Source organism: Companilactobacillus miaonis (genome assembly GCF_036913615.1).
In the GTDB taxonomy this organism is placed as follows: Bacteria; Bacillota; Bacilli; order Lactobacillales; family Lactobacillaceae; genus Companilactobacillus.
In genome coordinates, this window is the sequence record NZ_JAYKTX010000006.1 from 41,493 (window position 1) to 53,475 (window position 11,983).

Here is an 11,983-nt window from a genome sequence, read left to right on the forward strand (position 1 = left end):
TATTAATTTCCTTCTTTCGCAATTAAATTAGCTAATCTATCAGCTAAGTTTGTTGATTTATTGATTGGTTCTTTAACCGGTTCGGGATTGTTAGCATTAGCAACAATCTTGTTATCTCCGTATTTAGCGAATAATGAGGATTTGATATTATCTTGTTCCTTGTCCTCGTCTTTATCGTCAGAGTAATCAAGAATCTTGTCCGCAAACCCGAATGCTACTGCCTCGTCAGCATTTAAGAATGTTTCAGCATCTAGCAAGTCAGTAAGCTCTTGGCTAGTTCCTTTAAATCGGCTTTCATAAGATGCAATCAAAGAATTATCCATCTTATTAAGCATTTTGATGACTTGTTCAAAGTCTTGAACGTTTCCGTACTCAAATGTTGCAGCATGATGGACCATCATTTGTGCATTTTTTGGCATAAAAATAGTGTCGCCTGCCATAGCTATGACGGATGCGGCACTAGCTGCTAACGCATCAATATAAACATTGATTGTTTTATCCGATTGTTTTAAAGCGTTGTAAATTCCAATACCTTCAAAGGCATCTCCACCGGTTGAATTGATGTGGACATCTAACGTGTCGCCTTCAATTTCGTCTAGCGATTTGGTAACACTTTTAGTAGTAATATCCTGAGCATCGCTGTCCCAGAATGATGCTGATGAACCAATAAATCCATACAAGTTCATTCTCGCTGGCTTGTCGTCAGTAGCATCAACTACATTAAATACTGTTTTTATTTTCTTCATGTTCTCCATCTCCATTGTCATTCTCACCACCCTTCAAATTGTCATTGTCCTGATCTTCCACAAGGCTGTAATTTTTGCTAATCACGTGTTTGTCCGCCCAGTCCTCATCGATTGGTTCATAATCCATGAAATCCAAAATATCATTGATTGACCAGACACCAATACGACTGATTAACTCAGCTGAATTAGCAATCTTAGTTAGATCGTAGTTTCGAATCTTATCAGTTCTGATTTTGCAGTACGTGTGTTTGATAACGTTATTTTTGCCAAACATCTTGCGATTAATTTCATCTTCAATTTGTTCAGCTATCGGATTAATACAAAACGAAATAAAGTTATCGGTCATACCGTCAATGTCGGCTGTATCGCCCTTCAATAAGCCTCGTGGAATCATAAAGGCATCTGCTGACATATCCACGATATCGCTGACCATTGCTGAAATATCTCTAGTAGTCTTATTAGCAGCACTCCCGGATGACTTACTATTACCGGTAGCGTTCAAATCATTCAAAGTTAATCCAGATTCGAGTGGAGTAACTGAATCCTTATCACTAAACACGCCCCTCAATCTTTCTCCGAATAAGTCATCAATGACTGTATCGTATTCAGTTAATGGGATACCGCTCTCATCAGTCACTTGATTACCATTTTCGTCAACAACTGGACGTGACTTTAATTGGTCAAATGTTGAATCAATATTCAATGCGTACTTAATAGCGTTGCTACGGTTATAGTTTTTAATTGCACCGTTCAACAGTGATCCATACTGTTCGAATATTCCGTCAAATAAAGATTTAACTTTAGAATTATTGAGTTTTAAATGGAGCACTTCACTTTCAATAAAACTAGTGTTCATTGAATAATTGCTAATCATGATGTTTGAATACACATTCGGTTTAAAAGCAAATTCGTGAATAATAAAGTCATCAGCAACTAGCAATTCGCCTGTAACTCTTGATTGAATAATTAAAGCTCCATCTTCATTCATAACCATTTGATAGATAACCTTGTTCCAAAAATCAGCAGCGTTCTGATTTTGATTAGGTTCAACGTTCAATTGGTACCATGTATCTCCCTGGAATTTCTCGCCTTTTTTCAATGTTTGAAAGTCACATTTAGTTAAGGCGTTAGATATCCGATTGATACATAGCTGAATCGCATATAACTTAAAAGCAGTATTAGTAGTTGAGGACTGAATATAATTCTCAAACAACTGATACTGCTTTTTTCTTAGCTCTTTAGCTTGTTCTGATTCTGTGACTCTTACCGGTTCGTTACTTTTAAAAATATTAAGAAATCCCAACCGCTCACCTCCTTTCTAGTAAGTGTGTGTTCTCAAAGTTCTGTGATATGTCGCAACTGGAATATCTAGCAATTCTCTAAATTGGAAAGCATTCAGGAAAGCAAAAAAGCCATCAGTCTTTCGCAACTTAGGCTCAATTTTTTTGTATTCAATATTCCCACGCTCATCACGATCTTTATAAACGTTATTTGTATACCAACGCATCATGAAATCATCGTCTGTATATACGAGCTTGTGATAGGCGAATAAATCATCGATGGTATTCTCTAGTTCTGTATGTGTCTTGATACCCGTTCTAGCTTGTAGCAAGTCATCAAAACCGTTATTTTTGAATTCCTGTTCCAGGTAATTACGTCTAAAAGTATCGGCTGCAACGCCTTTAATGTCGTATTTCTTGGCTTGTTCTAAAATCCAATCAACAACATATTTAGGTTGGTTGGTTTCATCGTCGATAATTTTAATTAATCCGCGTTCTTTCGCGACATCTAAAGGAACTTTGTACTTTCTATGTTGCAACGCTTTGTAATTGATGAGCGAATGATGTTTCCAGTAATACTTATCATCGATTTTGAATAGTAATCCAATTCCGCAAAAGTCCATTGTGTCCGAGAAATCAATTCCGACCACGCAGCTTCTACCAAGCAGCGAGGGAGTGGGTTGGTTAGTAGCCTTGATATCTTCCCACTTAGCAACTGGGGATTGTGCTTTAGTTGCTGGAATATTCATCCGCTTAGTCATAAATTCGATACGAGCTTGGTCACGATCATGAGCTTTCTCGAATTCTGATTCCATTTCATGTTTTAGATTTGGAAAGTAAATCAATGATGGATTAGCCTTCTCCCACATTTGCTCGTCTTCCCACTCATTGGGACTATCTAGCTTACAAATAAACGGAAACATTCGACGTTTAGGTCTCTCACCAGCTAAGACCATCTTGCTTTCTTCCTTTAGATTATCCAAGAAACCCTCGCGGTTATATCCGTCTGTGGTCATATAGAAACGCCGTGGGAGTGGTTTCTTACCTAATCCAGATGTGAATACGTTAATAGTTTCTTCGTTCTTGTAAGCGTGAATTTCATCGAAAAATACTGCACCAGGTCTGCCACCATCTTTTGTGTTGGCATTGCTTGTGCGGTATCTAATTTTAGAATTAGTTTTCTTGTATCGAATCAATTTCTTAGTCCATTGAAAGTATTTCTTATAATATTTCTCTTTACTATCAAGTAAATCGTGAATTTCGTTGAATGAAGTAGTGGCTTGCTCTTCTGATGTGGCTACAATATCAATATCATAATCTCTGATTCCTTGTTTACTAGCTAGTAGCCACTCTTCAGCTGACATGAAACCAGTCTTACCACCTCCACGACCTAAGAGAACTAAGAACTCGTCAAACATCAAACTGCCATCGTCGTAGAAGGCTCCATGGACAAAAGCCAGGATGAATTTCTCCCAGGGTAGCAACTTCCACACGAAGTGCTTTTGGATATTTTCCAAAGCCTTATCTATTAAGTCGGTTCTTAATACGGCGTGCGGATCGTTTAACTTATCGATTAGAAAGTGCATCAATTGAACTTGTTCTTTACAAGCGATGATTTTCCCAGATAAAACACCATTCATATACTCATCAATTGCTGGATGATATTTAACTTTAGAAATCGTCATCGTCTTCAACTTCGCCTTCAATCGTTTCAATATGCAACTGTTGTAGAATCTTAAGCATTTGAGCGTTAACTTTAACTAATTCAGCGATAGAATCATTCTTCTTGTATCCGTGAGACTTCTCGCCATTTCGCCACTCGATACTTACACCACGAGCAGAAATATCAAGAATTAACTTGTTCTTGATTTCGTAAAAACTCACATAATCGTTAACTAAATCTTCAAATTGCGGTGTATCGGCGCCCATGGTCTTCAATTGCTTTAATAGTGATTCCTTTAGGTTCTTGGCTGTTATCGTCTTCTTTCTTGCCATATTTTTGTAAAACCCCCTCTCATGTAAGAATTGATATTTTTGTTGAGTCTTCATCCTTCCCCGTTGTTCGGTTCCCTAAGGGATTGTCCATTTGGTTTGACCGGGGGGATTACTCACCAGCGTTCTTTGTTTTCGAATTTATCTTTATGAAATTGTTCCAGCTTTTCTGGATGTTCCGTATTATGGTGTACCCTGCATATAGTCTCAGTATTATTTAAATTTAATGCTTGCGTTGGATAGTCTCTAACATGTTTGATGTGGTGCACAGTAGTAGCATGAGTATGCTTGCCTTGTGACTTGCATACCTGACACTCGTAGTGGTCTAGCTTGAGTCGCTTGGCTCTGACCTTGCGCCATTCATTCGTGTGATAGAACTTAATCACATCATCATTAGCTATCCAATCTCTTAGCTTATGTAGCATGCTATCAGTCATTAGATTCATAGCTACTTACCACCACGTTCAGGCATGTCCTTAACGTATTGTTTGGCCCATACATTAATTAGCTCCGTTACTGAGTCAATGCTTAACTTAGTTGGATCAATACCTAAGTCCTTTAATTGTTGTGCATTGTGTGGCATCTGCATCATGTTACGCATAAGTGATACGAACAATGCGGCAGCCTCTTCATTAGATACCTGATTCATTGTGAATGAATCTAAGAAAGCCTGTTGTATCTCATCAAGGCTCATCTTATTCTCATCGAGATATTCCTTGATATGTTTCTTTTGAAATCTATTCATATGACACACCTCCAATTTATTTCGGTTGCTGGAATCGAACCAGCTTTCTTAGCTAAGGGAACTAATGAGATACCAACCTTCCAACCGATGAATCTATAAGCTAATGATTACTAATACTGCCAGCCACCACGAGGATGAGAGTGAGAATGGATAGAAACCCTAAGTCTGTTTTAGTTGTATTGCTATCATTGTTATTCATTATTTATCCTCCAAAATAAAAAGACCACATCGTTTGATGTGATCTCTAATTATTTATCTTTAAAGTATTTAGTAATTAATATCGATATTATTATATGTTGTAATAAAAACAGCTAGCAAATAGGCAAATATTTATTATGCAGGAACATCAAATGTTGATTTACAACTAGAACATTTATAATAATGTCTTGAAGTTCCATCTGGGGTTAATCTAACAAGATTGTTTTTGCTTCCATAACAACCGGGACAATATGGTCCGTCATCATTGACATATACATATCCATTTTTACCAAATGTTACTTGTTTTGCAATATCTTTTTCTTTCTTTAATGTAGCAACATCATGAACTAATTCGATGTTTTCATTATATAAATCCATTACTTGTCCTTGAAGTTCAATAATTGAAGAATTCAATTCTGAATCATTGATTTTCTTTGCAATTTTTGAAATGTCTTTAAGCATATTAGATATCTCCGAGTATACTACCATTAATTTCCTCCTGAAAAGTTTCTCAAGAAGATTATATAAAAACACCATCGATTAAGATAGTGTTTTCTAGTAAACATAGGCTTTCTCCACCTATATATTATTTTGGAACCATAGCCAGACATGGAATCGAACCATGCACCCCGTTTTTACAGCGTTACCCTTTGCGCCACCGACTACCGTTGTTGTTTTCAGATAAACAAGTTGTTTTGATTGTTTTCCGACAATCAATGTTTCGAATAGGAGTCGAACCTATAACCTGTGGTACTTCACACCACCACTCTACCAGTTGAGCTATCGAAACATGTGGCTGGCTTTATCATCACCAGCCATTTATGAGGATTTTTGTATCGAAATTTAACAATATTTTGCGTGTTTCCACACAATATAGATGCCAGGAGTCGAACCTAGACTGATAAGAGCACGACGTTATTAGTATTGTCGTTTTACATTGTTTAACCTCTGTCAGTGTCACCGTGACCATCTATACTTAGCGTTAGGTTTCCGTAGCCTAATACTAAATGTCGTTTAAAAAGTTTGATTAAAGGGACATTATTTATTATTTGAATGACTGGTATCTCTATCAATCATCCATGTTACTAATTTAACTCTAAAATAGGGTCTGTGCGTACGCAATTAGTACGGTTTAATAGGGATCATATAGTCCCATTTCTTTTGCAATTCTTCTAATCAATTTAGACTTCTTTTGAAATGCTTGAGTACGTCTGCAATATATTAGCTTGTCTTCAATCAATCCATCCATTTGATACTTTGGATGTTCTTTAAAATAAAGTTCTCTAGCAATGATATTAGTATCCGTGTCACTGTCTAATAGACTAGCTTCTACAGCTTTCTTCTCACGCTCTAACGCTTTAAGTTCCTTGTCTTCATCGATAGTAATAATCATTTGTTCTTGTGGTCGTGAGACTTTAGATGACTTACCACCGCCTACATTCTCATCGTCAGGCTTAATAGGATACATCAGTTCTTGTCTACGATCATTAATGTATTTATCCATTTTGGGATAATCTCGTAAAATTTCTTCAACACGTTTTTTTGTTCCTGGTCTAATAATGCTCACTCCCTTGTCATTCAATAACCTTCACTGGAAAGTCCAGCTTTTCAGCTTGGACATCACTTTCAAATATTTCGTTGTTTTTAACTCGCAAATAATGATTAACTGCCTCATATGAATCAAACTCTTTGATTTCTTCTGAGCCATCTGGTGCTACAATATTAAACTTCATTCAGCGTTAGCCTCCAATTTTCTCCCACATACTGGACAATAATGAATTTCAAAAAAGCCTTCGTCGTCGCCGCCTACCGATAGGTAGTATTTTCCTTCGTATAAAACACCATTTTCTGCATCAACTTCTTCATGCGTTGTTGTACATTTTAGCAAATTGGCTCCACTCCATCGATTATTAAACCCTAATGTTGATTCATAATCATCGTTATAATCCTTTATTTTAAAATCACAATATTTACATTCTTTCATTTAATCTCCTCCCACATTCAGGACATTCATCGCACTTAATAATCGTTCCAATTCTTTCAGAGTAATGAGGCATGATTCCCCACCAATCGAATATCGTTAAAGGCGGCATCAGTCTATCGCCGTTTTTTAAAACTTTGAAAGGGTAATGGCAATACTTACAATCATTTGCAAGCTCTTTCTTGTCTGAATAATTCATTTTTCCACCTCACTAATTTTTGGTTTCTGCATTTTACTGATTTTTTGAGTTGACTTGATTTCATTAGTCTTCCTCCCAAACGACAGGTGTGATAGTTTTATCGAAAGCATCAACGGGGGCTAATATACTTGCACGTTGAATAACTTCATCAACCTGCCAATCATCAATATCAAACTGATCTAAGAGTTCTTCAACATCTTCTTCACTAATACCTATTGTCATCTCGTCGCGGATATTACAACGGCTATTTAGTATTGATTTCATTGGAATTGGTGCTAATTTTTTTGCTTTCATATTTTTATCCTCCAATTTAATCGATTTCTACAAGTCGGTATCTAATTCTGTGGTTTCTCTTCTTATATTCATTAGTTCTAAAGCTTTTAAGACTGCTGACTGAAATTCCTGTCAATGCTGAAATTTCTTTCATCGTTCCACGCATTTGATAATCACCATTTTTATAAAACACATATCTACAAGTTTTGGAGTCAGACTTATTTTTCAACCAATTCGAATCATCGAGCACTCCTTTATAAATCAATTTAGAAATCTTATAAGGCTTAGTGTTGAGAAATTCAGCGATGTCTTGTTTGTAAAGTCCTTTATCAAGCATCTTTTGAGCAGCGTCTACATCAAAATCAACCTCGATATTTTCGAATGGATCAACACCGTGATTTAGAAATTTTCTAGCTTTAACTAGTCGTTTATCATTGATAGGCGTTTGTTTGATACTTCCAAATTCAGCTTCACACTCCGCAACTAGCGGTACTATACTTGTCATTATTCAGTTACCTCTTCTCTCTCGAATTGGTCGGGGTCCATTTCATCGGGTAGATATTTTAGGAACTGCTCTTCGGTAAGTGTTGTTGGTCTTTCTGAAATAATTGAAACATCGCATCCTGAAACACGCTTCAAGCTAAAATATAGTTTGTAAAAATCATCATTTTGAGCACCTTTTAAATAGAAACGGTATTTTTGTTCTTCTAATTCATAATTGTTGTTATAGATATTCACTATAATTTGAATTAATTTATCAAAATCGGACGAATGAGTATCCGCATTAAGTCCAACTGAATTCAGAACTTCCATTTCTTTAGAAGTTAAATCGCCATCAGCATATTCAAAATCAGTAATGATTTCTGCTAAGTATGTGGATGGTCTCCGTTTGTTAATGTATTTAACTAACTTTTTATATTTACTTTCTAATTTACGTTTCATAATTCTCTCCTATATATCATGATGTGTATTTGTGATACTTCGTAAAATTTTGATACTATTCGGTTTTATAAATTGTTAACAATGATGTTCACATTTACACTCTAACTTTTTTATTAAATTCTGTCTGCTAATTTTTCTGATTGATCCATCTTCAGCTCTATAATACATTTCTGCATTATTAGCGAATCTCCTTGATACGCTCAATTGATTTTGTATCAAATACTTCCTCCAATTTGTTTTCGATGTGTTCTGGATAGCGTTCGTCACTCCAGCTTTTAATATTGAATTCTTTTTCGACCTCTTCTGAATAAGGCATTATATTTATATCGCTAAAGCTTAATGCATCATTCTTAACGTTTTGTACGAAAAAGACGCCCTTACATTTTTCTCTTGATAAACTGTCAATTTGAATTACCGTTGCATTCATTCCACGAATTGCTAAATTAAAAAGTAAGAACGGTATCGCTCTATCTGATAGCTCTTCTAAAATATGATAATGTTCACTAGGTCTATAGTCCCAAGGCATTTGCTTTAAACACTTTTGATAATAATGATCAATCACGATTCCACCGGTTCCTGCGGCAGGTTCAAAATAATTATCGTCTTTTGTATTAACTAGTTTATTCATGATTGCTGAAACCGATTGAGGAGTAAAATCCTGTTTTTTCTTCTTTCGATCAGCCGCTTCATCTTGAAAATACATATGAAACCAGTCAAAACTCATATCCGTTTCATTTTTTAAGAACGATTTGAATAATTGAATACGTTTATCCTTATCCAACATCGTTGATAGCAACTTCTCTGGTGCCTTCCATGAATCATTCACACCAATTAATTCATTTATCTTTTCTGTCGTTAGCATCTATTTTTCTGACTTTCATTTTTAATCTCACAATATTAATACCAATTCCATTTAATTATGATTTAGTACACTTTTCAGCAACTTTATTTATTTTCGCTACATCTAATTTATACTTATTTGAAACCATATCCCACCAGCTCCTCATCGATTATTTTTAATGCATCTTCTGGGCTTCGTGCTATACCATGGATGATATGATCAGCCATTAATTGGTTATGAAACTGTATTTGATCTGGTCTAGGTCTTCCAGTTGGTGTCTTAACTTCGATATAAAATATCTTACCGTTAGAGATTTTGTATCCATGTAGATCTGGATAGCCAGGCGGCAATCCAGTTTGAAAGTATCGACCGTTTGGCAATCGAATACTACCAACGTTGGCTCTAAACACCTTGCAATGGTCTAAACTCACAGCAACACGGATATCGTTTTGAATTTCTTGCTCTCGTTTATTCATAATTATTAGGCACTACTAGGCACTAAGCTAGGCGTTAACTTTTCTTACTCTTTCAAGTGGTTAGCTCTCATTTAGGCATTAGGCACTAATTTTTCTTTACCCTATATATACCTAATAATATAAATATATATAACCTATACTACTTATTAGTGCCTTTAGTGCCTTATTATCTATATAAGCCTTGAAGCTCTAAGGGTAGAGACTAGGCACTAAGTTTATTTTTAGTGCCTATTAGTGTCTATTTAGTGTCCTTTCTATATCCTCGCTTTGGATTTTTTACGTATGTCCATCCAAATTTGTTATCCATCACATATTTGATTTTTTTAGCTAGTCTTCTGTTCTTAACTAAATTTGCTTCACCTAAGAACTTTGCTATTTGATTGCTGCTAACAAAATCATCAGGATATTTTTCAAGGAAGTATTCAATCTGCGTTTCTACTTCATCTACATACATGAAGTCTTCACGGTACTTAGCTAACTCTTGTTCTTGCTTGCGGCTTAATCCAAAATCAAAACCTTTTTGATAATAGCTAACGAATTCTCCCCACATTTGATTAATAATTTCATCAGTTAAATCTTCAAACGGTGATAATTGCTGATTATCTAAATCAACTTTGACAGGCAAGAATCTACGTTCACCAGTTCTATCTTTTAAATAAGTCATTTCATTGGTTGTTCTAGCCAAAACAAAATTTTTAGGATAACGGATTGATTTTTTACCATAAGGAGGTCTGAATTCTAACTCCTGGGCCGAAACAAATTTCTTTAAACTTTCAAAACTACTATTATTAGTTGCCGTCATTTCATCATCGTTAGCAATCAATGATCGCAGCATAACTCCGAAATTATCTTTATCTTTAAAATCGGAAAACTGGTCGGTATACCACTCACGTGCCATTTTTTTAAGGAATGTAGTTTTACCAGCTCCTTGCCCTCCTACTAAATCGAGTACGAAGTCGAACTTAGTTTCAGGTTCGTAAGCCTTAGCTACGGCACCAACGAAGAATATCTTAGTAATTAACGTAGTAATGTCTGATTTCTCTACTCCTAAATAGGTTGGTAAGAAATCAGCAACTCTATGTTTTCCATCCCACTGTGTGTATACGAAGTCGAAGTAATCAACTACTGGATTGTATCTACGCTTGCGGGCATCATTGACAACCGCCATTTGAAATAGATTTCGATTAAATAAAAGGTGGTAGTTGTCTTCGATATATCTCAGGATTGATGGATCATAGTCATCAAGCATTTGACCTTTATCAATCCTTAACTCTGGGACATCCTTAACCACTCCAATTTCATGAGTAAAGTCGTTGAATGCAAAGATATTTCTTAACATCTTGTCATGTTCCAGGATTAAACCAACGTTTTTTAAACTGTTAGTTTTAATGCTGCCTTTGTCATTCAATTCGAAATCTAAAGGCATTTGAACAACCTTGTTATTGTGTTGCATGTTTGAAAGTTTTCTCATGCTATTTTTCAATTTTGTTTCCAATATTTTTGATTGCCTCCCTTCTCCTAATTTCTTTTTGGACCATTGATTCAAACGTTCTGTTGAATTCTTTATCAGATAGTGATTTAGGTGTATTGCTATTAGCCTGTCTAGCAAGCTCGTATGCCGTTTCTACTTCTACATTGCGGAATAGTAAGCCACCTACAAAACTTGCTAAGGCGTTGTTTCTGCCACCTGTTTCGCCTAATCCGTTAACGATTGATTCAAATAATTCGGATGTAGCCGTTTTCTCCTCACTAAATTCATATTTGCCAGGATTATAGTTACTTTTTGAAACTGGCTTTTTATTAATCATTTCAATTAATTCAGGCTTAGGTGTCATAATTGGATTGTGATTCAACCACTTGTACTCTTTACCTTTACGTTCACTAGGTGCGATCATAAAATAATTATTAACGTGTGCTTTAACGTCAACGCCTGGTAGCCATTGAATGTGCTGAGTCATATCCATATCAGGGCGTTTAAAGTAAATTAATTGACGTCCACCGCTTGATGTTTCTTGCTCTAGGGTCGGAATGATTAGCCCTGGGTGATCCTGGTTAAATTTATCTAATGATGCGAATCCATCACTTCCATGAGCCGCTTTAGTATCAATGTCGATTACGAATATATCGATAGTCCTGATTGCTATTTGTGCATATGGGAATTGTTTCCAATAATGTTTAACCTCATCCACTGTTAAGGGTGGTTTATCTGCAAAGGTGATCAATGGTTTCTTATCTAACATAGGGAGGACACTTAAGCCTTTTTCGGCATAAGCAATCGCATAATTAACTAAATTTTTCATGTCCTTCCCT

Annotated in this window: 17 protein-coding genes and 1 tRNA gene; all 18 read right to left on the reverse strand. The window is 35.8% G+C overall.

Translation table 11 applies throughout. The features are described from left to right. Window positions 1–2 precede the first annotated feature (2 nt). Entirely contained in the window at window positions 3–746 is a 744-nt protein-coding gene (locus tag U8521_RS06150; RefSeq protein WP_334352190.1) for a head maturation protease, ClpP-related, read from the reverse strand. Further along, window positions 721–2,049, reverse strand: a complete 1,329-nt coding sequence (locus tag U8521_RS06155; protein WP_334352191.1) for a phage portal protein — start codon at window positions 2,047–2,049, stop codon at window positions 721–723. The genes U8521_RS06150 and U8521_RS06155 overlap by 26 nt, the downstream gene beginning before the upstream one ends. Before the next feature lie 15 nt (window positions 2,050–2,064). Next, the gene (locus tag U8521_RS06160) at window positions 2,065–3,711 is read right to left on the reverse strand and encodes a terminase TerL endonuclease subunit (protein WP_334352192.1); all 1,647 of its coding nucleotides are present in this window, start codon (window positions 3,709–3,711) and stop codon (window positions 2,065–2,067) included. Then, window positions 3,698–4,021: a P27 family phage terminase small subunit gene (locus tag U8521_RS06165; RefSeq protein WP_334352193.1), complete on the reverse strand. Its 324-nt coding sequence runs from the start codon at window positions 4,019–4,021 to the stop codon at window positions 3,698–3,700. The genes U8521_RS06160 and U8521_RS06165 overlap by 14 nt, the downstream gene beginning before the upstream one ends. Before the next feature lie 113 nt (window positions 4,022–4,134). Next, entirely contained in the window at window positions 4,135–4,464 is a 330-nt protein-coding gene (locus U8521_RS06170; protein ID WP_334352194.1) for an HNH endonuclease, read from the reverse strand. Between the two features lie 2 nt (window positions 4,465–4,466). Further along, window positions 4,467–4,763 carry a hypothetical protein gene (locus U8521_RS06175; RefSeq protein ID WP_334352195.1) on the reverse strand — a complete coding sequence of 99 codons (297 nt, stop codon included), beginning with the start codon at window positions 4,761–4,763 and terminating at the stop codon, window positions 4,467–4,469. A 333-nt stretch (window positions 4,764–5,096) separates the two neighbouring features. Beyond that, a complete protein-coding gene (locus U8521_RS06180) occupies window positions 5,097–5,450 on the reverse strand; it encodes a hypothetical protein (RefSeq protein ID WP_334352196.1) in 354 nt (117 codons plus the stop codon). A 228-nt stretch (window positions 5,451–5,678) separates the two neighbouring features. After that, a tRNA-Phe gene (locus tag U8521_RS06185) sits at window positions 5,679–5,751 on the reverse strand. Between the two features lie 342 nt (window positions 5,752–6,093). Continuing rightward, the gene (locus U8521_RS06190; RefSeq protein ID WP_334352197.1) at window positions 6,094–6,528 is read right to left on the reverse strand and encodes a DUF722 domain-containing protein; all 435 of its coding nucleotides are present in this window, start codon (window positions 6,526–6,528) and stop codon (window positions 6,094–6,096) included. A gap of 7 nt (window positions 6,529–6,535) precedes the next feature. Beyond that, window positions 6,536–6,694 (reverse strand): hypothetical protein, encoded by a 159-nt coding sequence (locus tag U8521_RS06195; RefSeq protein ID WP_334352198.1) that lies wholly within the window; start codon window positions 6,692–6,694, stop codon window positions 6,536–6,538. Next, complete coding sequence (locus U8521_RS06200; RefSeq protein WP_334352199.1) at window positions 6,691–6,945, reverse strand: hypothetical protein; 255 nt, start codon at window positions 6,943–6,945, stop codon at window positions 6,691–6,693. Before U8521_RS06200 ends, U8521_RS06195 begins: the two co-directional genes overlap by 4 nt. A 259-nt stretch (window positions 6,946–7,204) precedes the next feature. Next, on the reverse strand, window positions 7,205–7,435 hold the full coding sequence (locus U8521_RS06205; RefSeq protein ID WP_334352200.1) for a hypothetical protein: 231 nt from the start codon (window positions 7,433–7,435) through the stop codon (window positions 7,205–7,207). A gap of 16 nt (window positions 7,436–7,451) precedes the next feature. After that, window positions 7,452–7,919, reverse strand: coding sequence for a hypothetical protein (locus tag U8521_RS06210; protein ID WP_334352201.1), 468 nt, complete (start codon window positions 7,917–7,919; stop codon window positions 7,452–7,454). Continuing rightward, window positions 7,919–8,356, reverse strand: a complete 438-nt coding sequence (locus U8521_RS06215; RefSeq protein ID WP_334352202.1) for a hypothetical protein — start codon at window positions 8,354–8,356, stop codon at window positions 7,919–7,921. The genes U8521_RS06210 and U8521_RS06215 overlap by 1 nt, the downstream gene beginning before the upstream one ends. Before the next feature lie 178 nt (window positions 8,357–8,534). Further along, on the reverse strand, window positions 8,535–9,218 hold the full coding sequence (locus tag U8521_RS06220) for an N-6 DNA methylase (protein ID WP_334352203.1): 684 nt from the start codon (window positions 9,216–9,218) through the stop codon (window positions 8,535–8,537). Between the two features lie 113 nt (window positions 9,219–9,331). Then, a complete protein-coding gene (locus U8521_RS06225) occupies window positions 9,332–9,673 on the reverse strand; it encodes a VRR-NUC domain-containing protein (protein ID WP_334352204.1) in 342 nt (113 codons plus the stop codon). Window positions 9,674–9,911: 238 nt separating this feature from the next. Then, window positions 9,912–11,144 (reverse strand): virulence-associated E family protein, encoded by a 1,233-nt coding sequence (locus tag U8521_RS06230; RefSeq protein ID WP_442886141.1) that lies wholly within the window; start codon window positions 11,142–11,144, stop codon window positions 9,912–9,914. 1 nt (window position 11,145) lies between these two features. Then, the gene (locus U8521_RS06235; RefSeq protein WP_334352206.1) at window positions 11,146–11,973 is read right to left on the reverse strand and encodes a bifunctional DNA primase/polymerase; all 828 of its coding nucleotides are present in this window, start codon (window positions 11,971–11,973) and stop codon (window positions 11,146–11,148) included. Window positions 11,974–11,983: the final 10 nt, after the last annotated feature.